Origin of the sequence: Pseudomonas sp. CFBP13508, from assembly GCF_005233515.1 — a bacterium.
Classification (GTDB): Bacteria; Pseudomonadota; Gammaproteobacteria; order Pseudomonadales; family Pseudomonadaceae; genus Aquipseudomonas; species Aquipseudomonas mercuritolerans.
The window spans coordinates 546,863-566,421 of record NZ_QFZZ01000003.1 but is presented as its reverse complement, the minus strand read 5'-3'; the positions used below and the strand labels follow the sequence as shown (position 1 = coordinate 566,421).

Below are 19,559 nucleotides of genomic sequence, written 5' to 3'. Positions count from 1 at the left end.
CAGCGCCTGAAAGGCAGGCACAAGTCAGCCAATGTAGCGGCTGACCGTGCGATTGCCTAGTGGCGTGTGCCGGGCGGCATCACTCGGTGGCGCTGATCGCCCGTGCGCTGGCCACCTGGGCCGGGGCGAAATGGCAGGTGAAGGTGCTGCCGTGACCGGGCACGCTGCTGATCTCCATGCGTGCGCGGTGGCGCAGCAGCACGTGCTTGACGATGGCCAGGCCGAGGCCGGTGCCGCCGGTGTTGGAGTTGCGGCTGGAGTCGACGCGGTAGAAACGTTCAGTCAGGCGCGGCAAGTGTTTGCTGTCGATGCCGATGCCGGAATCCTGCACGCTCAGGTGCGCGCCCTGATCGTCGCCCCACCAGCGAATGCGGATGTTGCCCTCGGCCGGGGTGTACTTGACCGCGTTGAACACCAGATTGGAAAACGCACTGCGTAGTTCGGCCTCGCTGCCCTTGAGCAGCACTCCGGCATTGGCCTCGAGGCTGATGCGCTGGTTCTTCGCTCCCGACAACTGCTGCGCATCGCTGGTGATCGATTGCAGTAGCGTGTCGATCTGCACCGGCTGGTTGTCCGACGGGTAGTCGGTGGCTTCCAGTTTCGCCAGCAACAACAGGTCGTTGAGCAGCGTCTGCATGCGCCCGCCCTGTTGCTGCATCTGTTGCAGGGCTCGGCTCCAGCGCGGGTTCACTTCCTCGACATTGTCGAGCAGGGTTTCCAGATAGCCGCAGATCACCGTCAGCGGTGTGCGCAGCTCGTGGGAGACGTTGGCGATGAAGTCCTTGCGCATCTGTTCCAGCTGATGAATGCGCGTGACATCGCGCACCAGCATCAGGTGTTCATTGTTGCCGTAGCGGGTCAGGTACAGCTGAATGCGCACGCGATCGTTGGTCGGCGAAGGGATTTCCAATGGCTCGGCGAAGCTGTCCTGCTCGAAGTATTCCTTGAAGCGCGGATGGCGCACCAGGTTGGTCACCGGTTGGCCGCTGTCCTGCGGAGTCTTCAGGCCGAGCAGGGTTTCGGCGGCGCGGTTCCACCATTCGAGGTTGCCGTCGCTGTCGAGCATGATCACCGCGTCTTTCAGCGCGGCGGTGGATTCCTGCACCCGGTCGATCACCGCTTGCAGACGTCCGCGCACCCGTTGGTCGCGGCGTTGCAGGTGATAGATGCTGTCGAACACCTCGCCCCACAGACCATAGCCATCGGGCGGTGCTTCGTCGGGTTGATGCTGGCGCAGCCATTCGTGCAGACGCAGCAGTTGCTTGAGCGTCCAGGCCAGATAAAGCCCCAGACCCGCTGCGAGGCTCCAGCCGTAATAGCCGGTGATCAGGCCGATCACCAGGCAGGCGGTGACCAGCAACAGCATGTGGCGAATCAGGGTGCCATGCCAGTTTTGATTCACAGAGGCGTCCTTAGCCGCAGTTTCAAGTTTCAAGTCGCAAGCACCAAGCTAACGCGGATCGGCTTTCACTTGCCGCTTGTAGCTAGAAACTTGCAGCAGCTTTTATGCTTTTGTGGAGAACCGATAACCGGTGCCGCGCACGGTTTGTACCAGATTTTCGTAAGCGTCGCCGAGGGCCTTGCGCAGGCGGCGGATGTGCACGTCGACGGTGCGCTCTTCGACATAGACGTTGCCGCCCCAGACCTGGTCGAGCAACTGGCCACGGGTGTAGGCGCGTTCCTGATGGGTCATGAAGAATTGCAGCAGGCGGTATTCGGTCGGGCCCATCTCGGCGGGTTTGCCGTCGATGGTCACGCGGTGGCTGATCGGGTCGAGCAGCAGGCCGCCGACTTCGATCGGCGCTTCGCCATCGGTCGGTCCGGCGCGGCGCAGCACAGCCTTGAGGCGGGCGACCAGTTCACGCGGCGAAAACGGTTTGGTGATGTAGTCGTCGGCGCCGACTTCCAGGCCCTGGATCTTGTTGTCCTCTTCGCCCTTGGCGGTGAGCATGATGATCGGGATGTCCCCGGTCAGCTCGTCACGCTTGAGGCGCCGGGCCAGTTCGATGCCCGAGGTGCCGGGCAGCATCCAGTCGAGCAGGATCAGGTCCGGTTTGCGGTCGACGATGATGGCGTGGGCCTGCTGCGAGTTCTCTGCCTCGAGGCAGTCATAGCCGGCCATTTCCAACGCCACGGCGATCATTTCGCGAATGGGCGCTTCGTCGTCGACGATCAGAATGCTCCTGCCAACCATGCCTTAATCCTCTTGTCATTTAACTGTCTTGCGCCGCATTAGATAACGGAATTATTGCAGTCGTGTGACAGTATTTCAGAGTGGCGGCGTTTGTGCTGATCCTGAACTAAGCTCCAAGTCCGAATCCTGACAACCACAAAAGAAGGTTTCCATGACTCAGATGACTGCTTCTTTCAAAGCCCTGCTGATGGCCGCCGCCCTGACATTGCCGGGGCTGGCCATGGCCGCCGATCCGGCGATGGAGAAGGACGGCATGTATACCGACCACAAGGGCATGACCCTGTACACCTTCGCCAAGGACTCCGCTGGCAAGTCCGCGTGCAATGACACGTGCGCGGCAAACTGGCCGCCGCTAATGGCGACAGCGAATGACAAGTCGATGGGGGACTGGACGGTAATCACTCGTGATGATGGCAGCAAGCAATGGGCCTACCAGGGCATGCCGCTGTACACCTTCGTGATGGACAAGAAGGCAGGCGACATGACCGGCGACGGCAAAATGGACGGCGCGTGGAAAGTCGCCAAGGCCAAATAACCACGACGCACAAGACTGTGGGAGCGAGCCTGCTCGCGAAAAGCGGTGTGTCAGCTATTGCAGAGGTGACTGACATGACGCCTTCGCGAGCAGGCTCGCTCCCACAAGTGTCATGCATCAGCGCAGCGCGTAATCCAGCACGATCCCGACAAATATCGCCAACCCTGCCCAGTGGTTATGCAAGAACGCCTTGAAGCAACGCATGCGGTCGCGATCGCGGGTGTACCAGAACTCCCACGCATAACATCCCGCAGCCACCAGCAAGCCGAGGCGGAACCAGATCCCCAGCTCGAACTTCGACCCGGCCAGAATCAGGCAGGCCAGCGACAATGCCTGCAAGCTGAGGATGATCACCCGATCCGCTTCGCCAAACAGTATCGCCGTGGATTTCACGCCGATCTTCAGGTCGTCATCCCGATCGGTCATCGCGTAATAAGTGTCATAACCCACCGTCCACAGCAGATTGGCGATCCACAGCAGCCACGCCGCCGCCGGCAATTCTCCGGTCTCAGCGGTAAAGGCCATTGGCATGCCCCAGGAAAACGCCGCGCCCAGCACCACTTGCGGGTAGTAGGTGTAGCGCTTCATGAACGGATAAGTGAATGCCAGCGCCAGCCCACCCAGCGACAGCCAGATCGTCGGCGCGTTGGTGCACAGCACCAGCAGAAAACTGATGCCCATCAGCACGGCAAAGAACACCAGCGCTTCCTTCGAGCTGATCCGGCCAGCGGCGAGCGGCCGTTGCGCGGTGCGTTTGACGTGGCCGTCGACCTTGCGGTCGGCCCAATCGTTGATCACGCAGCCGCCGGCACGGGTCAGCACCACGCCGAGGACGAAGATGACAATGTTGGCCAGCGACGGCGAACCCTTGCCGGCAATCCACAATGCCCACAACGTCGGCCACAGCAGCAGGTAAATGCCGATCGGCTTGTCCATGCGCGTCAGCTGAACGAAATCCCAGGCGCGCGGGTTCAGACGGTTGAGGGACTTGAGCAGGCTCTGATACATCAGCAGTTCTCCGGATGGGCGCGGGCGGCGTCCCACAGGCTCGGCAGGAAGATTTCCGCGACCAGCACGCTCAGCGCGCCACGGTCGAAACGCGAACGCCGGCCCCACAGCTCAGGGGCTTGCACCACTGGCGGCAACCATTGCTCGGGGTAGCGGCAGACTTCAATGGCGCGGCGCTGAAATGCGCGATCACAAAACAGCAATTCGCCCAGCGAGCGGCTGCCCAGTTCATCCATGTGCAAGCCATCGCCTTGCAGGGCCGCCCGCGAGGCAACGCTGCGGGCAAACACCCAGGCCTCGCCGTGGCCGCGCAAATACACCTCACGCACCCAGCCTTCGCTGCCCTCGGCCAGCTCCAGTGCCGCGCATTCATCAGCGCGCAGGGTGTCCCAGCCTTCGAACAGCGGCGACACGCTGAAGCCGTCCTCGGACAACCGGGTCAAACGGCGGGTCAGCGAGCCTTCGTCGAACAACCAGTCCAGCGTCAACGGATCGGGGCGGGGCGTCAGGCGGTCTTGGGTCAGCCAGAGCGGGGCGGGGCAGGCATTTGAATGTTGCACAATGAGTCATTATTGGCCGCAAATGAGGCGGCGAGCTTACCATGGCAGGCGACAGGATTGAGCGGCGCCGGCCGCCGTTGCGCCGAACAGGCTTGCATCTGCGCGGCACCCTCAGTACAAAACGCCCTGAGCCGGATGGCAACGCAGCACCCATCGACCGTCCGCGCCGGCACTACGCCTGAACCCTGAGGAAGTACCTGAATGAAGAAGTGGCAATGTATCGTCTGTGGCCTGATCTATAACGAAGCCGATGGCTGGCCGGATGACGGCATCGCGCCGGGCACCCGCTGGGAAGACGTACCGGCAGACTGGCTGTGCCCCGACTGCGGCGTCGGCAAAATGGACTTCGAAATGATCGAAATCAACTAAGCAAATCAGAGGAGTAAGGCATGAGCGCACCAGTCGTCATCATCGGCACCGGGCTTGCGGGCTACAACCTGGCCCGCGAGTTTCGCAAGCTCGACAGCGAAACCCCGCTGCTGCTGATCACCGCCGATGACGGCCGCTCTTACTCCAAGCCGATGCTCTCCACCGGTTTCGGCAAGAACAAGGATGCCGACGGCCTGAGCATGGCCGAGCCCGGCGTCATGGCCGAGCAGTTGAAGGCCGAAGTGCGCACCCACACGCGCATCAGCGGTATCGACGCCGGCCACAAACGCTTGTGGATCGGTGAAGAAGCCGTGCCCTATCGCGACCTGATTCTGGCCTGGGGCGCGGAAACCGTGCGCGTGCCGATCGAAGGCGACGGCGCGGAACTGGTGTTCCCGATCAACGATCTCGAAGACTACGCGCGCTTCCGTGCCGCAGCGGCGGGCAAGCGTCGGGTGTTGTTGCTCGGCGCCGGGTTGATCGGCTGTGAATTTGCCAATGACCTGATCCTCGGCGGCTACGAAGTGCAACTGGTCGCGCCGTGCGAACAGGTCATGCCGATGCTCTTGCATCCTGCCGCTGCGGCGGCCGTGCAGGCCGGGCTGGAAAGTATCGGGGCGAAGTTTCACCTCGGCCCGGTGCTGACCCGCCTGGAGAAAGTCGCCGATGGCCTGGAAGCGCACCTGTCCGATGGCCAGATCATCCCCTGCGATGTAGTGGTCTCGGCGATCGGCCTGCGCCCGCGCATCGATCTGGCGGCAGCTGCCGGCGTGCAGGTCAATCGCGGCGTGATGGTCGATCGTTACCTGAAAACCTCCCACGCCAACATCTACGCCCTGGGCGATTGCGCCGAAGTCGACGGGCTCAATCTGCTCTACGTGATGCCGCTGATGAGCTGCGCCCGTGCATTGGCGCAAACCCTCGCTGGTAACCCGACCGCGGTCAGCTACGGGCCGATGCCGATCACCGTGAAAACCCCGGTGTGCCCGCTGGTGGTGTCGCCGCCGCCACGGGGCAGCGAAGGCGTTTGGAGCGTCGAAGGGCAGGGCGCCGACGTCAAAGCGCTGTGCCACGGTGCCGACGGTCAGTTGCTCGGTTACGCCCTGACCGGCGGGGCGGTCATGGAAAAACTGGCCCTGAACAAACAGCTGCCGCCGCTGCTGGCGTAAATGCCGGTCGTTCTGTCGCAAACACCGCTCTTTTGCCCCGACAAAGGTCTTGGGGAGACTGGCGCCGCCGTTGGCGGCGTGCCATTCTCACTCCCGTCTGCCGCAGAGTAGAGCCTGCGGCGCCTTGGGCGCTGTTCCAACGAGAACAGCACGGACATAACAACAAAAAACCGTCAAAGGGGCTTCACTAATGCGTAAACCAGAACTCGCCGCTGCAATCGCCGAAAAGGCAGACCTGACCAAAGAACAGGCCAACCGCGTCCTCAACGCCGTCCTCGAAGAAATCACCGGCGCCCTGCACCGCAAGGACAGCGTGACGCTGGTTGGCTTCGGCACCTTCCTGCAACGCCACCGCGGCGCCCGCACCGGCAAAAACCCGCAGACCGGCGAACCGGTCAAGATCAAGGCCAGCAACACCGTGGCATTCAAGCCAGGCAAATCGTTGAAAGACAGCGTCAATCCTTGATGGCGGCGTGCTCCCCTGAATGACGGGGAGAACCGCAAATGAGAAATGGGCACACCGATTGCGGTCGGGTGCCCATTTTTTGTGGCTGTCTGTTGGCTTACTGGCGTCGGAAGCAGGCCTTGCCGTTGCCGAAATCCACGGCCAGGCAGTTTGGCTCGATCGCCAGTTGCAGGTCCTGGAACAGTCCGCCCAGATCGCTGTTGGAGGCAGGCTTGGTTTTGCTTTCCAGCACTACTGTCTGGTTCTCGACTTTCCAGGTGCCTTTGGCAAAGCCATCGGCGCTGCCATACGCCACACCGGCATCAAAGGTGCCGTCCTTTCGCAACAGCAACTCGGCGCCCATTTCCATTGCGCCGGTCAGGTAGTAATGGCCGTCCAATGGTGGGGTTTCCGCTGACGCGTGGGTGATGGGCAGCCACATGAGCGCGGCGAGAAACAGTGGTTTCAATTCCATGAAATGAAGCTCCTTGGCAGTTGTAGTAGAGGGATCGCATTTTCGAGCGTTGGATTCTGGCACAGCCATGTTTTGCCCGCCCGTTGTTCAGGCGCTACACAATCGAATCAATATCCAGCTGAAACGGCGCGCCAACCGCATGCCCTCCGGTCATCGCGGCGATAGCGGCGTCGTGGTCTTCAGCGGCTGGCGGGATCATCGCCAGTTGCTCCTGAACCAGGTTTTCAGGGTGGGCGTTCCAGCGCAGCAAACTTTCCTCGACCCATTCGGGCTGGTCGGCATAGCTGCCGTAAACGTCGACCTCGGTGACCCGTTGACTGCGCAGCGCTGTCAGGCGGGCCTTGGTCATGCTGATCTTGTCTATTTCCTGATTGAGCATCAGCGTCTTGTGCGCGCGCTCCTGCTCTCGCACGTAAGAACGGTGGTTGTTTTGCAGATCGCGCTTAACGGCCCGCAGCTGTTGCTGAATATTCTCCAGGGCGCTGCTGATCCACTCGAATTCGCGATTGGTCACCAGCGAACGCTTGCGCTGCAGTGCTTCCTGCCAACGGCGCAAGCTGGCCCAGCAGCCGGGGATGTAGCTGCCGACCATTGAGTGGTGACCCCGGTCGAACAACTGCCGCAGAAACGATCCGCGTTCGGGCAAGCCGTTCGTAGCGCGCAGGGCCTTGGCGCAGCCGTGATCGACGATCGTGCTGCAACCCGGCTCCCAGAGAAGGGAGGATCGGTGGTCCTTGTCGAACTCAACGGGCATGAAATGGCGCAAAGCACCGTGATGCCCATAGTCGTCGCCAAAGAAATTGATGATTCCCCAGATCAGCAGGCCGAGGCCGGCGACCGGGTTGAAGCCCAGCACCACGGCGTTGGTTGCGTACATCGGCCCAGGCTTGGCGAAAGTATTCATCCATGTGGCGGGAACGCTCGGAACCGGGTCGTTCTGATTGACGATGCGGTGGTGGGCCAATGCTTTGGCGCTTTCGATGAACGTGGTGTCACCAGCGCGGGGGGCGCCGTAGGTGTAGAGCACGATTTGCGGGGAGAACTCCAGGTTGCGTCTCAGCATCTCGGACAGGATCAGTGCAACTGCACCGCCCAGACTGTGACCCGTGATCAGCAGCTTTTGCCCGCTGTAGAATTTTTCCAGATAAGTCACGATGAATGGATAAGCCGCCAAAGCGCCACCGTAGAAACCGCGGTGCACTTTGCCTTCGCCTTCGGCAAAGGGAACCTGATAGGCATCCCCGTCACGCCGGCCGTCGGGCCAGATCTCACTGGTACCTCGCACGCTGATCAGGATCAACTCGTCATGGTGGCAGATGAAAGCTTGGGTATCAGTACTGTTGTCTTTGTTACGGTCATCGAGACAGTGCAACTTGGCCGGGTGTTCTTGTTCGTCGCCCAACGCGGGGTCATTCACTTCGGGGTAAAGGTTCGGGTCGAACGGCACCACTTCCAAGCGTTTCGAATACGGCACGTCTTCGTACAGTGGGTAGTATTTCTGCGTTTGCGAGTCATCGACCTTCCACAACTCGTCGAACTGCGGTAGCGCGTGGCCGAACCAGTTGCCGCTGCTGGGCTGTACCGGAAAGCTTACCGTGTCGGTCTGCACCGGTTGAGTGTTGGGTTCCTGTCCGAAATCGGTGTAGCTCAGCGTCGCCATCACCGACAGCTGATAAAGGTTGAGCGCGCAGAACGCGTCGCCTGTCGACAGCATTGGCCGTAGCGCTCTCATCGGCCGTACTTCCAGCACATGGTGTTGGTTCGGCAGCAGTGCGACGCCCTTGGGCGGCGGCGGGGAAAACCCCAGTTCGACGGTGGCCATCTCCGCCGCACTCAAGATTGTGTGCAGTCCGCCATCCGCAGAAGTTTTATCGACGAGCGTGAAGTCTCTGGACTTCGCCGCCGATCGCATGAGCTTGTGCGCCGCCCTCTTCGGAGGGTCGCGACGAGCAACCAGTGGTGGCAGGTGGGCGATGTGCTTTACCAGTTCACTGACTTCGACCTGACAGTACGCGTCGGTTTCGGGCAGGTCCCTGGCGGGGTTTGCCTGGGTGCGAGTGCCTGTTTTGTGGAAGAAGCGGGTTTTTTCGGCGCGGACTTGGAGTTCGGTGATGGGAAGGGGGTAGTCCAGTCTTTTTCTCAAGTCTCGATACAGCGCTTCTGCTCCTTGAAAAGGCTTATTCAGCTTGAGCACTACCGGGCCACAATGGTGGTTGTTTACCTTTGCCCAGCCTTTCGCATCCAGTTTTCCAGTATGAACGGTATCTTCGTAGTCGGTGATCTCATATGCCAAGCCGGCGTAGGGTGTGCCATCTCCGAACTCATTCACCAATTGAAAACTGGTCGAATGCCCGCGCATCGGGCAGGCGTGGATATCACCTTGCATAAAGGTGGTAACGCTTGTCGGTAAGGATTCAGCGTTCATGGAGTCTCGTCCGTGTTTTCGTTGCAACTTGGATAGATGGTGCAAATCCGTCCATCCACCATTCTGAAGGTGCTGAAGTCTTCATAATTTCCATTGCAATAACCACGCTGGTCCTCATAGCCTTCCCCCATACAGCGCTTCCAGCCACCAGGAACCTGGACCCAAGTGTCCCCCCAACCAGGTTGCTCTTCATTCGCTAGGTTTATTTTCAACCTCACGGTTTTTCCTGGGAGTTGATCCAGTGTGTACGCGCCATGAGGGCGGCTCCGGGCTACATTTCCTTCTTGATCCATTCCTTTACATCTCAACATTTTTATTAGGTTACGCTTGGGGCTGACTGTCCGAAAAAACCACATGCATTCGCCTGTAAACTCACCCAGGCCGTCCTCGTTGAATGTGCCCTTTATTCGTTTCAGCAACTCTGGACGCACGAAAATCGAGGCGTAATCCATGCTGAAGTTGCTTCGGCCTTTTCCATAAAAGCCGATGACCTTGATTTCCACTTTGTTGAGCGCCAACGGACAATCGCTGATGGTTTTGTACAACTCGATTTCCGCAGTGTTTACATATTCCATGGTGGGTTTATTGAAGCTCACCCAGAAATCCGGCTTTCCTGGCACGCGGCAGGTTTCACCCGCTGCGGGCAGGTAGATAGCCTTCAGCTCATATTTGAATCCAAGTGGAAAATCCGGAACAAACGTAAACGTGTTCGGGGTCTTCACCGTCGTACAACCCACCAGCAATCCCAGGCAACCACTCAGCAGCAACCCTCGTTTCAAGTTCCTCATCGACCTACCTCTCCCTGCCAATACAACGCTTCCTGATATACCCGCTCAAAATGCATCGCCGGATCTTCACCGGGTTTGGGCAGCCATGATTTGCCTGGCCGATATCCCGGTAACTGCAAACTGCGGGTCAGCAAGAAATGCACTTGCTCCGGTTGTTGCCAGCCCCACAAGTGCGTCAGTTGAATCAGGCCCCACAGCCACTCATCGACGTCGAGCTGTTCGGCCAGCGTGGCCATGGCTTCGGTGTGTTCGCCGACCAGGTAACGGCGGGTGTTGTCGAACAGCACGTTGGCGTAGATCAGCTCCGGGGTCGGCGTGTGCAGCCACGGCGGATCCATCGGCAGCGGGTGGTGGCCGGGGTCCGGGTTGTCGATGGCGTTCCATCGCTCTGCGTGCCAATAGCAGACGCTGTTGAATGGCCCGAGAAACGCCGCGCGGTGCTCGGGTTGCAGGTGCGCCAGCGCACGGCCCAGAACCCGGTTGTCATGCACGCGGTACACCGCCTGATTCGGGCGTTCGCCGGTTATCAGGCGCTCGCGCCAATGCGCCGCCAGCAGATCAAGTTCGACGTGACGGGCACTGGCCAGCCAGCCCCAATTGCGCTCGGGCGTGGCGAGCAAGGTCTGGATGGCGGGATGCTGCGCCGTATCGATTTGCAACAGCAGCGGGCCGATCGGCACCAGCGACTCGGCCGGCGTGCCGCTGTAGAGCGGACGAAACCGCTCGGTGCCGAGGTCGCGGGTCAACGCAGCGTGCTCTGCGCTTTGGCCGTCGGTGTCGAGCATCAGATACAGTTCGCAGCCGGCGCGGGACTGAGCGTGCAACCATTGTTCGACCGGGCTCATGCGACTTCTCCCAGCTCGCACAGACCCGCCGCGCAGGCTTCGCACAGCGGGCAAAAATCCGCTGCCTGCTGGCGGGCGCTGTTGATGATCGACAGCGGCGTGGCGCTGCTCGGAAGAACCAGGCCAGCCTCTGCCTGTAGCGGCTGTAGCGGTGCGAGCCCCGGTAGTGGCGCTCCGCCCTGAACGATGGGCACGCTGCTGAAAATCCCGCCGGCATTGATCACGATGTGATGACCGCCCGCTGACAGCGTCAGGCTCATGCCGGCATCGATCACCACGTTGCTTGCCGTGACATGCGCCTGCTGGCCGGCCTGGATCACCAGAGCGCCCAGGGTCTGGCTGCTGGTGCCGCTGACCTGCAACAAGTCATCGGCGTTGATCACGGTGCTGCGCAGCCCTTGATGAGTGCGCGAATCCCTGCCCTCAATGAGGCTGGTGCTGTCATTGCCGACATGCTCATGGCGGTCGCGAGTGATCAGGCTGCGGCTGTCGTTGAGGATCAGTTGCTCGAGGTCGCGCTGCGCGCGCAGGTAGATCTTCTCCTGCCCGGCGCGATCCTCGATCGACAGTTCGTTGTAGCCGCCATTGCGCGGTGAGCTCTGGCTGCGTAATACCGTGCGGGTTTTACTCGCCGGCAAGGGATGGGCGACGGCATTGACCTTGTTGGCGATGCAGCCGGTAATCAGCGGTTGGTCCGGGTCGCCTTCCAGGAAGGTCACGACCACTTCCATGTCGACCCGGGGAATGGTCACCGCACCGAATCCGTCACCTGCCCAACTGGACGCTACGCGTAACCAGCAGCTGCTTTTTTCGCTGTTGCGTTCAGCGCGATCCCAAGGAAACTCGACACGAACCCTGCCGTACTCATCGCAGAAGATCTCTTCTCCGGGAGGCCCGGTAACGCGCGCGGTCTGGCAGACCAGCAAGGGCCTTGGCGCGGGCAAAGGCGGACGGTAGACCACCTCTGCGGGAATGGCCCTGAAGGTATTGCGATAGCCCTGGGAAAAACCATCGGCAGGTTTCGCCTCGCTGCTGAAAGCCTCTTCGAGCACTGCCGGTTGCTTGCCTTCGTGACTGAGACTGACCAACAGCCACAACTCGTTGCACTCGGCCCTGGGATGTTCGCTCAGCTCGAACAGGTGACCGCTGCGCAAAATCGCCTGATCGCTTTTGCCTTCAATCCATTGGTAGTCGCTGCGATGGCGCTCCAAGGCCTGACGCGCCAGCTGTTTGCCGTGCTTCTCGGACTTCAGCAACAGTGGATAGCGATAGTCCTCCAGAGCCGGCGTGAATTCTGCGGTGAAGCGGCTTTCCAGCAGCAGGCTTGGGCGCTTGAGATCATAGTCACGGCGGGTGACCGTGCTGGTACGGGTGTTGAAGCCCATGGTCAGGTGGTTGACGACCGGGTGTTCGGCAACCATGCCGCTATCAACCCGAAAGTCTGTCGTACCCAATTTGCGTGCGAACACCGGGCTGTCGCTGAATACCAGTAAGTGCCCGTCGAGCGAATGTTGATGGTGCCAGGCAATACCCTCTTCGGCGCACAGGCGCTGGATGAACAGGAAGTCGCTTTCGCCGTACTGCGTGCAGTACTCGCGAGGCTCACCGGCGGCGACATTGAACGTGAAGTCATCGGCCTGGATGCCATGCCCTTTGAGCACTTGCGCGATGATCTGCGGCACGGTCAGTTGCTGGAAAATCCGCTGGTCGTGGCTCAGTTGCAGATAATGCAGCGCCGGTACCAGTGTCAGTTCATAACGGGTCAGGCGCTTGCCTGAATCGCCGAGCATGACGTTTTCGATCCGCCCGTGAATGCCTTCGCCCGCTGATCCGAACTGCAGAAACGCAGGTTGGCTGAGCAAGCTTTCCAGATCGAAATCCGCGTGCTCGCTCACCAGCTCGATGCGAAATGCGTACAGCTGACTGATGGCTTCAGTGCCCGTGAACGCGAGCACCTTGAAGTCGTGACGAATGGCCGGGATGTGCAATGAGAATGGCGCGCAGTGGCCTTTGCCGAACATGGGCTTGTCCTTAAGCAAAGTGAGTCAAAGCGCGATGCCGTCCTCCCTGATCGCCGCGCATGAAAAGTTGCCAGGGCAAGCTAGCGGCGCGGCAAATTAATTGATGTAAGAAGTATCCCTGACATTTGTCAGAGTATTCCGGGTGTGAAAGTGTCGTCCGGAATGAAGGAAGTGTCCGTAGGCAGGTGCTTCGATAACTATCGAGTTTGCAATGTTTGAAGGATTTCGGAAGTTTTCAGAAATATGAAATGCCATCATTATAGTGGCACTTTCTGCGTTGATCGTTGTCACGGAGAACTTATTGAAGCAAACCAGTCATTTTCGGAAGTGTCCTACTTCTATTTTTTTTTGAATTTGGCATGCTGCACGCCGCTTGGGGGTACGAGCGTAAGGTAAACTCGCCCGGCCGTGGCGCAGGGCTCTGGGTCAAGGGTTTGACAGGGTCATGGAAAATTCGTCGTGTATTAATCGGCCTCAGGGAAACCCCTGCGACATATAGGGCGATCTCCTACAGACCTCAATGAACAGTTCGTCTTGTTGTTTAATCAGATGCTTGCTAGTGGCCATCATTGTGATTACGATGCGCCCACTTGAAAGAGCACATCTCAATTGGATGAGTCGCTGAACTGCTCTTCGGTACTGTCCCGCGTTGCTGAAACTCCATTCGCGCGCATGACTGTAATCCTTAATAAAGGCCATGGATGTCCTACTCAAGCAAACTTTCCGCCCATTACCTCGAACTCGCAAAAGTCTCTGTTTCCAAAGAGAATTTCGCGGGCGAAGACGTTCGTTTTTCTAGCGAATTCGAGGCGCTGGAAAGTGAGCTGGCCAAGGCTTCGTCGATGCACGAAAGCGGGCAGATCGACTGGCTGAAAATCCGCGAAAACAGCGAAAATCTGCTGCGTACCCAATCCAAGGATCTGCGTGTCGGCGCCTGGCTGACCTGGTCGCTGTACCAGCGCGAATCCTTCCCCGGGCTGCTCGCCGGCCTCGGTCTGCTGCACCATCTGTCGGAAAACAACTGGGCCGACGTCCACCCGCTCAAACCCCGCACCCGTGCCGCCGCGATCGGCTGGCTGGTGCCGCGTCTCGAGCAGGTCATCACCGAAAATATTGCGATCAAAGAGCAGTTGCCGATGTTCCGGCAGCTGTCCGAGCACCTGGCCGGTCTTGAGGCCGCGTGCACTGAACACCTGGGCGATGACGCGCCGCTGCTGCTGCCGATCTCCCGCCGCCTGAAAACCATGATTCAGCGCGCCGCCGACAACCAGCCGGCGCCCGGCGTGGTGGGCGCGGCGGTGGCGCAGGTCAAGCAGGCCGCGACCCAACTGCTCACCCCCGGCGCGCCGATCGACAACGAGCGGGATGCGCACAAAGCCCTGCGCGCCCAGCAGGACAGCGCCCGGCCATTGTGTGCCTGGTGGCTGAAACAGAAAGCCACCGACCTGCGTGCCCTGCGCCTCAATCGCACGCTGTTGTGGATGACCATCGACGCGGTGCCCGAGCGCAACGCCGAGCAGATCACCGTGCTGCGCGGTCTGCCGCTGGAAAAGCTCAAGCTCTATCAGGACCGTTTCGATCAGGGCAAATACGCCGACCTGCTGGTGGAACTGGAGGCGAGCCTGGCGAAGGCGCCGTTCTGGTTCGATGGCCAGAGGATGGTCTGGGAATGTCTCCAGAACCTCAACGCCGAGCTGGCCATGCGCGAAGTGGAAATCCACTTCGCGCTTTTGATTCAGCGCCTGCCGGGCATCATCGAGTTGCGCTTCCATGACGGCGCGCCGTTTGCCGATCCGTCCACCCGGGCGTGGATCGCCGCCAACGTCATGCCGCACCTGCAAAGCGCCAGCGCGCCGCGCAAGGTCGAAAGCGAGAACGTCGAAACCCAGCCGGCGTGGGAAAAAGCCCTCGAGGAAGTCCAGCCGATCCTGCGCAAGGAAGGTTTGAAGCCGGCCGTGCAGATTCTCAAGCAGGGTCTGCAATCGGCCCACGGTGGCCGCGAACGCTTCTTCTGGCAGTTCACCCTCGCGCGGCTGTGTTTCCTGGCCAAGAAATACGAACTGGCCAAGAACCAGCTCGAAACCCTCGATCAGACATTACAGGACTCAGGCCTGCACGCCTGGGAGCCCGATCTTGCATTGCAAGTGCTGCACCTGCTGCACAGTTGCTGCGAGTTGTTGCCGCAGAACCACGCCGTACGTGAAAGCAAGGAAGAGATTTATCGCAGGCTGTGCCACCTCGACCTCGAAGTGGTACTCGAATAGGCCCCAGGGCCACAACCGCAAGGAGAAAAGCCATGGCCAAAGAAGGCTCGGTAGCCCCCAAGGAACGCATCAACGTCACCTTCAAACCCGCCACCGGCGGAGCTCAGGAAGAGATTGAACTGCCGCTGAAGCTGCTGGCAATCGGTGACTACACCCACCGCAAGGACGATCGCAAAATCGAAGATCGCAAGCCGATCAGCATCGACAAGATGACCTTCGACGAAGTGTTGGCCAAGCAAGAGCTGGGTCTGACGCTGAGTGTGCCGAACCGTCTGCAGGAAGATGGCGAGGCTGAAGAGCTGGCCGTGCAATTGCGCGTCAATTCGATGAAGGACTTCAACCCGGCCAGCCTGGTCGAGCAAGTGCCTGAGCTGAAAAAACTGATGGAACTGCGCGATGCGCTGGTGGCCCTCAAAGGCCCGCTGGGTAACGCACCTGCGTTCCGTAAAGCGATCGAAGGCGTGCTCGCCGACGACGAATCCCGCGGTCGCGTACTCGGTGAGCTGGGCCTGAACGCCGCAGCCCCGGACGCCTGAGACTCCAGTAGCCAAGGAAGCCAACACAATGAGCACTAGCGCAGCACAAGAGAAGAGCGCCGCCAGCGGCGAATACAGCATTCTCGACAGCATCATCGCCGAAACCCGTCTGACCCCGGACGACGAAGCCTACGACATCGCCAAGCGTGGCGTGTCGGCGTTCATCGAAGAGCTGCTCAAGCCGCAGAACAACGGTGAGCCGGTCAAGAAAGCCATGGTTGACCGCATGATCGCCGAGATCGATGCCAAGCTCAGCCGTCAGATGGACGAGATCCTGCACCACCCGGATTTCCAGGCTCTGGAATCGTCGTGGCGTGGTCTGCAGCTGCTGGTCGACCGCACCAACTTCCGCGAAAACATCAAGATCGAAATCCTCAACGTCTCCAAAGAAGACCTGCTGGACGATTTCGAAGATTCGCCGGAAGTCATGCAGTCGGGCCTGTACAAGCACATCTACACCGCTGAATACGGCCAGTTCGGTGGTCAGCCGGTGGGCGCGATCATCGCCAACTACTACATGTCGCCAAGCTCGCCAGACGTCAAGCTGATGCAGTACGTGGCCAGCGTTTCGTGCATGTCCCACGCGCCGTTCATCGCTGCCGCCGGGCCGAAATTCTTCGGCCTGGAAAGCTTCACCGGCCTGCCGGATCTGAAGGATCTGAAAGACCACTTCGAAGGCCCGCAATTCGCCAAATGGCAGAGCTTCCGTACCTCGGAAGATTCTCGCTATGTTGGCCTGACCGTGCCGCGTTTCCTGCTGCGCAACCCGTACGATCCGGAAGAAAACCCGGTGAAATCGTTCGTGTACAAGGAAACCGTTGCCAACAGCCACGAGCACTACCTGTGGGGCAACACCGCTTACGCGTTCGGCACCAAGCTGACCGACAGCTTCGCCAAATTCCGCTGGTGCCCGAACATCATCGGCCCGCAGAGCGGTGGCGCGGTTGAAGATCTGCCTCTGCACCATTTCGAAAGCATGGGCGAAATCGAAACCAAGATTCCTACCGAAGTACTGGTTTCCGACCGTCGTGAATACGAACTGGCCGAGGAAGGCTTCATCTCCCTGACCATGCGCAAAGGCTCCGACAACGCGGCGTTCTTCTCCGCAAGCTCGGTGCAGAAGCCGAAGTTCTTCGGCATCAGCGCAGAAGGCAAGGCGGCAGAGCTGAACTACAAGCTCGGCACCCAACTGCCGTACATGATGATCGTCAACCGTCTGGCTCACTACTTGAAGGTGCTGCAGCGCGAGCAACTCGGTTCGTGGAAAGAGCGTACCGACCTCGAGCTGGAACTGAACAAGTGGATCCGTCAGTACGTTGCCGACCAGGAAAACCCGAGCGCCGAAGTCCGTGGCCGTCGTCCGCTGCGCGCTGCGCAAGTGATCGTCAGCGACGTTGAAGGCGAGCCGGGCTGGTACCGCGTGAGCTTGAACGTGCGTCCGCACTTCAAGTACATGGGGGCCGATTTCACCCTGTCGCTGGTTGGCAAGCTGGACAAAGAGTAAGAGCGACTCATGGACGGATACGGCAGCCTGTTCGAACGCCTCAACGGCGACGCACAACTACGCAAGGGCAACAGCCTTGAGGCTTGCGCCATGGCGTCAGTGGCTGCCCATCTGGCCAAAATGCTCAGCACCCGGGCCGGCAGCGTGCAAACGCTGGCCGACTACGGGTTGCCCGATCTCAATGACATGCGCCTGAGCCTGCACGACTCCCTGAGTCAGGCCCGCCTGGCTATCGAAAACTTCATCGAAGCCTACGAGCCACGCCTGAGCAACGTGCGTGTCATTTCCCTGCCGCGTGACCACGATCAACTTCGCCTGGCCTTCAGTATCGAAGGCCTGCTGGAAGTCGAGGGTTTCAAGCGTCAGGTCAGTTTCTCCGCGCGCCTGGATGGCAGCGGTCAAGTCAAGGTCACCTAAGGAGATCCCCGATGTCTGGCAAACCCGCAGCACGCGTATCCGACCCCACCGCTTGCCCGCTCCCCGGCCACGGCACCAACCCGATCGCCGCCGGTTCCGGCGACGTGTTCTTCGACGGCCTCGCGGCCGCCCGCCAAGGCGATGTCTCGGCGTGTGGTGGTGCGATGGTCGGCGATCTTGCCACTACCGTGTTGATCAACGGAAAACCGGCCGCCACGGTCGGCTCCGTTGGCTCTCACGGGAACAAGGTTACGGCGGGTTCAGGGACGGTGATTATCGGCAATTCGCATACGCCAGCGCCATTTGTGCCGCCGTTGCCCGTCGAAATCCAGTGGCCGTTCAATGAGCATTTCATAGTCAACTGTGAAGAAACCGGACAGCCATTGGCAGGGGTTGAATACACGCTGAAGACCGCTTCGGGAAAGGTTATCAATGGGGTTACCGACAACGATGGAAAGACACAGCGTGTTTTTTCCATGACAGCGGAAGCCATTGAATTGGTGATTGAGCAACAAACAAAGGTTGCGATTGCGTAAGCAACCACGGTTGCTCGGTGAGTCGACAGTCCTTGGGATTGCTCGAATTATTTATGCAAGGATTTTGAGATGACGAAGACAGCGGTGACTGCAAACATGACTCCAGCGAGTAACAAGGCTGGGCAGTGTGCGATTGCAAAGCGCAAATTCGGTATTTCAGACATCCCGGCAGCCATGGACAAAATGAAGTGGCCGACATCTGCTGCGCTGATGCGCCGATGGTTTGCTGGTAAGCCATGGGCCACCGAAAACGGTGGAATGGACGCGGCTAGCAAACTCCACCAAAAGGAGATACCTGAGCAGTACATCGACGACTCGATCGTAAAGATGAGCTGGCTCCTTTCCTTTGAGCGCGTGCAGAAAGATTACGCATATCTAAAGTCCATGTGGAACAGTCCGAATGCGCAGAAGCAAATACGTTTCGCGATAATCAAGAAATATAAAGATCACGCCGACGGTAAGTATCCAGTTGTGTTCAATAGCGCCCGCGAAGCTGAAGAGTTTGGCTACAGCAATACCGTTTCCGTCACCATGGCGCAATGGCGTATGGACGTCCTTGACGACTTGCGTGGGGCGCTCGCCAACTACAATCTACGAGTCATAGCGCAAGGGCAAGTTGTCATTGCTGCCAAGAAAATAGAATTCCTAGTCGATGGGCTTGGATTTTACGTTGAAGACAGTTATGACTTTGGTGACGGTTCTGACTTCATTAGTCAGCCTCTCGGTTTCTGGAACTTTAACGGCACGGTTATTCCTCCGGAAGCCGCTGCACGTAACGTCAGTATCAATTCCAACCAGACTGCCATCATGGAAACAGGTGTTTTGGACGCTGCCGACGTGGCGGAAGTGTTCAAGGAGCTTGAAGGTGAGCGTTTCTATCTGATTCAAAACAGTGACTTTGTCGAATACAGGCAGTGCCATGGTAAAGGCGGGGATTTTCGTGTGCTGTCCGATATCAAGTATGAGGCCGTCCCGCCATTCACTATTTCAATTTCAAGCTGATCGTGCGGCGGAAGGTGGTTGATAAATTATGTTTGTGAAGACTAAAGCGTTTCCGGGCCGCAGGAAAAAGATGTTGCGTATTGCAGCGTTGTTGATCATTTGCATCGCTGTTTTATTTCTGGTAGTTAACAAGATGCTTAACTTTCCGGCCAATGTGACGACTGTCGATACATCCGGGCGCTATCTTCTGGAAAATGTTCCAGTTGGCGGGATTCCTGGGTTTGCTGGAATGGCCTACCTTCGAGTCATTGACAAAAAACACCCGGAAGAAGTTTATCGCACTCCGCTTTACTCAACACAGTTGCTGGATATGCGCCTGACCGAGGATCAGAGCTCAGTGGGTGTTTATTGGATGTACTTCAACAAAGATAAAAAGACATTCGATATTGCTATGCCGCAATGGGAGTGGCATTGGATGAATATTTTTATCAGCAACACGCCCTATGTGCATCTGGAAAATTGATGA

At 59.1% G+C, this 19,559-nt stretch carries 20 protein-coding genes; 11 read left to right on the top strand and 9 right to left on the bottom strand.

What is annotated here, in order from left to right; all coding sequences use genetic code 11:
• Positions 1 to 79: 79 nt before the first annotated feature.
• Positions 80 to 1,366 carry a phosphate regulon sensor histidine kinase PhoR gene (gene phoR, locus PspCFBP13508_RS11020; protein WP_221264854.1) on the bottom strand — a complete coding sequence of 429 codons (1,287 nt, stop codon included), beginning with the start codon at positions 1,364 to 1,366 and terminating at the stop codon, positions 80 to 82.
• 138 nt (positions 1,367 to 1,504) lie between these two features.
• The gene (gene phoB / locus PspCFBP13508_RS11015) at positions 1,505 to 2,194 is read right to left on the bottom strand and encodes a phosphate regulon transcriptional regulator PhoB (protein ID WP_007896474.1); all 690 of its coding nucleotides are present in this window, start codon (positions 2,192 to 2,194) and stop codon (positions 1,505 to 1,507) included.
• A 151-nt stretch (positions 2,195 to 2,345) separates the two neighbouring features.
• Here phoB and PspCFBP13508_RS11010 point away from each other — a divergent pair, with 151 nt between their 5' ends.
• Positions 2,346 to 2,729: a hypothetical protein gene (locus PspCFBP13508_RS11010; protein ID WP_130910098.1), complete on the top strand. Its 384-nt coding sequence runs from the start codon at positions 2,346 to 2,348 to the stop codon at positions 2,727 to 2,729.
• A gap of 117 nt (positions 2,730 to 2,846) precedes the next feature.
• Here PspCFBP13508_RS11010 and ubiA read toward each other — a convergent pair whose 3' ends face one another.
• Entirely contained in the window at positions 2,847 to 3,737 is an 891-nt protein-coding gene (gene ubiA, locus PspCFBP13508_RS11005) for a 4-hydroxybenzoate octaprenyltransferase (RefSeq protein WP_137214439.1), read from the bottom strand.
• On the bottom strand, positions 3,737 to 4,297 hold the full coding sequence (locus PspCFBP13508_RS11000) for a chorismate lyase (RefSeq protein WP_137214438.1): 561 nt from the start codon (positions 4,295 to 4,297) through the stop codon (positions 3,737 to 3,739). The genes ubiA and PspCFBP13508_RS11000 overlap by 1 nt, the downstream gene beginning before the upstream one ends.
• Before the next feature lie 201 nt (positions 4,298 to 4,498).
• Between PspCFBP13508_RS11000 and PspCFBP13508_RS10995 the strand changes: the two genes are divergently transcribed.
• The 3 genes from PspCFBP13508_RS10995 (at position 4,499) to PspCFBP13508_RS10985 (ending at position 6,301) form a co-directional block, all read left to right on the top strand.
• Positions 4,499 to 4,666, top strand: a complete 168-nt coding sequence (locus PspCFBP13508_RS10995; RefSeq protein WP_003177199.1) for a rubredoxin — start codon at positions 4,499 to 4,501, stop codon at positions 4,664 to 4,666.
• A gap of 20 nt (positions 4,667 to 4,686) precedes the next feature.
• Complete coding sequence (locus PspCFBP13508_RS10990; RefSeq protein ID WP_137214437.1) at positions 4,687 to 5,835, top strand: FAD-dependent oxidoreductase; 1,149 nt, start codon at positions 4,687 to 4,689, stop codon at positions 5,833 to 5,835.
• Between the two features lie 190 nt (positions 5,836 to 6,025).
• Positions 6,026 to 6,301: an HU family DNA-binding protein gene (locus PspCFBP13508_RS10985; RefSeq protein WP_003213368.1), complete on the top strand. Its 276-nt coding sequence runs from the start codon at positions 6,026 to 6,028 to the stop codon at positions 6,299 to 6,301.
• Between the two features lie 97 nt (positions 6,302 to 6,398).
• Here the strand turns inward: PspCFBP13508_RS10985 and PspCFBP13508_RS10980 are convergent, their stop codons facing one another.
• The 5 genes from PspCFBP13508_RS10980 to PspCFBP13508_RS10960 all read right to left on the bottom strand — a co-directional run bounded on the left by PspCFBP13508_RS10980 (position 6,399) and on the right by PspCFBP13508_RS10960 (position 12,834).
• The gene (locus PspCFBP13508_RS10980) at positions 6,399 to 6,755 is read right to left on the bottom strand and encodes a hypothetical protein (protein ID WP_137214436.1); all 357 of its coding nucleotides are present in this window, start codon (positions 6,753 to 6,755) and stop codon (positions 6,399 to 6,401) included.
• 94 nt (positions 6,756 to 6,849) lie between these two features.
• The gene (locus PspCFBP13508_RS10975) at positions 6,850 to 9,180 is read right to left on the bottom strand and encodes a lipase family protein (RefSeq protein WP_137214435.1); all 2,331 of its coding nucleotides are present in this window, start codon (positions 9,178 to 9,180) and stop codon (positions 6,850 to 6,852) included.
• Positions 9,177 to 9,968 (bottom strand): hypothetical protein, encoded by a 792-nt coding sequence (locus PspCFBP13508_RS10970; RefSeq protein WP_137214434.1) that lies wholly within the window; start codon positions 9,966 to 9,968, stop codon positions 9,177 to 9,179. Before PspCFBP13508_RS10970 ends, PspCFBP13508_RS10975 begins: the two co-directional genes overlap by 4 nt.
• Positions 9,965 to 10,813, bottom strand: coding sequence for a DUF4123 domain-containing protein (locus PspCFBP13508_RS10965; protein WP_137214433.1), 849 nt, complete (start codon positions 10,811 to 10,813; stop codon positions 9,965 to 9,967). The genes PspCFBP13508_RS10970 and PspCFBP13508_RS10965 overlap by 4 nt, the downstream gene beginning before the upstream one ends.
• Complete coding sequence (locus PspCFBP13508_RS10960; protein ID WP_137214432.1) at positions 10,810 to 12,834, bottom strand: type VI secretion system tip protein VgrG; 2,025 nt, start codon at positions 12,832 to 12,834, stop codon at positions 10,810 to 10,812. Before PspCFBP13508_RS10960 ends, PspCFBP13508_RS10965 begins: the two co-directional genes overlap by 4 nt.
• Positions 12,835 to 13,535: 701 nt before the next feature.
• Between PspCFBP13508_RS10960 and tssA the strand changes: the two genes are divergently transcribed.
• The 7 genes from tssA to PspCFBP13508_RS10925 all read left to right on the top strand — a co-directional run bounded on the left by tssA (position 13,536) and on the right by PspCFBP13508_RS10925 (position 19,556).
• Positions 13,536 to 15,098, top strand: coding sequence for a type VI secretion system protein TssA (gene tssA / locus PspCFBP13508_RS10955; protein WP_056790892.1), 1,563 nt, complete (start codon positions 13,536 to 13,538; stop codon positions 15,096 to 15,098).
• A gap of 32 nt (positions 15,099 to 15,130) precedes the next feature.
• Complete coding sequence (tssB, locus tag PspCFBP13508_RS10950; protein WP_016772498.1) at positions 15,131 to 15,634, top strand: type VI secretion system contractile sheath small subunit; 504 nt, start codon at positions 15,131 to 15,133, stop codon at positions 15,632 to 15,634.
• Between the two features lie 28 nt (positions 15,635 to 15,662).
• Entirely contained in the window at positions 15,663 to 17,138 is a 1,476-nt protein-coding gene (gene tssC, locus PspCFBP13508_RS10945) for a type VI secretion system contractile sheath large subunit (RefSeq protein WP_016772499.1), read from the top strand.
• Between the two features lie 9 nt (positions 17,139 to 17,147).
• Entirely contained in the window at positions 17,148 to 17,555 is a 408-nt protein-coding gene (gene tssE, locus PspCFBP13508_RS10940) for a type VI secretion system baseplate subunit TssE (protein ID WP_007920274.1), read from the top strand.
• 11 nt (positions 17,556 to 17,566) lie between these two features.
• Complete coding sequence (locus PspCFBP13508_RS10935; protein WP_137214431.1) at positions 17,567 to 18,091, top strand: PAAR domain-containing protein; 525 nt, start codon at positions 17,567 to 17,569, stop codon at positions 18,089 to 18,091.
• Between the two features lie 69 nt (positions 18,092 to 18,160).
• Positions 18,161 to 19,093, top strand: a complete 933-nt coding sequence (locus PspCFBP13508_RS10930; RefSeq protein WP_137214430.1) for a DUF6402 family protein — start codon at positions 18,161 to 18,163, stop codon at positions 19,091 to 19,093.
• A 70-nt stretch (positions 19,094 to 19,163) separates the two neighbouring features.
• Positions 19,164 to 19,556, top strand: coding sequence for a hypothetical protein (locus PspCFBP13508_RS10925; protein ID WP_137214429.1), 393 nt, complete (start codon positions 19,164 to 19,166; stop codon positions 19,554 to 19,556).
• Positions 19,557 to 19,559: the final 3 nt, after the last annotated feature.

Excerpts from the sequence above, each read along its gene's own strand:
- phoR (WP_221264854.1), bottom strand. The coding sequence starts at position 1,366 with ATGCTGTTGCTGGTCACCGCCTGCCTGGTGATCGGCCTGATCACCGGC.
- phoB (WP_007896474.1), bottom strand. The coding sequence starts at position 2,194 with ATGGTTGGCAGGAGCATTCTGATCGTCGACGACGAAGCGCCCATTCGC.
- PspCFBP13508_RS11010 (WP_130910098.1), top strand. The coding sequence starts at position 2,346 with ATGACTCAGATGACTGCTTCTTTCAAAGCCCTGCTGATGGCCGCCGCC.
- ubiA (WP_137214439.1), bottom strand. The coding sequence starts at position 3,737 with ATGTATCAGAGCCTGCTCAAGTCCCTCAACCGTCTGAACCCGCGCGCC.
- PspCFBP13508_RS10995 (WP_003177199.1), top strand. The coding sequence starts at position 4,499 with ATGAAGAAGTGGCAATGTATCGTCTGTGGCCTGATCTATAACGAAGCC.
- PspCFBP13508_RS10990 (WP_137214437.1), top strand. The coding sequence starts at position 4,687 with ATGAGCGCACCAGTCGTCATCATCGGCACCGGGCTTGCGGGCTACAAC.
- PspCFBP13508_RS10985 (WP_003213368.1), top strand. The coding sequence starts at position 6,026 with ATGCGTAAACCAGAACTCGCCGCTGCAATCGCCGAAAAGGCAGACCTG.
- PspCFBP13508_RS10980 (WP_137214436.1), bottom strand. The coding sequence starts at position 6,755 with ATGGAATTGAAACCACTGTTTCTCGCCGCGCTCATGTGGCTGCCCATC.
- PspCFBP13508_RS10975 (WP_137214435.1), bottom strand. The coding sequence starts at position 9,180 with ATGAACGCTGAATCCTTACCGACAAGCGTTACCACCTTTATGCAAGGT.
- PspCFBP13508_RS10970 (WP_137214434.1), bottom strand. The coding sequence starts at position 9,968 with ATGAGGAACTTGAAACGAGGGTTGCTGCTGAGTGGTTGCCTGGGATTG.
- PspCFBP13508_RS10965 (WP_137214433.1), bottom strand. The coding sequence starts at position 10,813 with ATGAGCCCGGTCGAACAATGGTTGCACGCTCAGTCCCGCGCCGGCTGC.
- PspCFBP13508_RS10960 (WP_137214432.1), bottom strand. The coding sequence starts at position 12,834 with ATGTTCGGCAAAGGCCACTGCGCGCCATTCTCATTGCACATCCCGGCC.
- tssA (WP_056790892.1), top strand. The coding sequence starts at position 13,536 with ATGTCCTACTCAAGCAAACTTTCCGCCCATTACCTCGAACTCGCAAAA.
- tssB (WP_016772498.1), top strand. The coding sequence starts at position 15,131 with ATGGCCAAAGAAGGCTCGGTAGCCCCCAAGGAACGCATCAACGTCACC.
- tssC (WP_016772499.1), top strand. The coding sequence starts at position 15,663 with ATGAGCACTAGCGCAGCACAAGAGAAGAGCGCCGCCAGCGGCGAATAC.
- tssE (WP_007920274.1), top strand. The coding sequence starts at position 17,148 with ATGGACGGATACGGCAGCCTGTTCGAACGCCTCAACGGCGACGCACAA.
- PspCFBP13508_RS10935 (WP_137214431.1), top strand. The coding sequence starts at position 17,567 with ATGTCTGGCAAACCCGCAGCACGCGTATCCGACCCCACCGCTTGCCCG.
- PspCFBP13508_RS10930 (WP_137214430.1), top strand. The coding sequence starts at position 18,161 with ATGACGAAGACAGCGGTGACTGCAAACATGACTCCAGCGAGTAACAAG.
- PspCFBP13508_RS10925 (WP_137214429.1), top strand. The coding sequence starts at position 19,164 with ATGTTGCGTATTGCAGCGTTGTTGATCATTTGCATCGCTGTTTTATTT.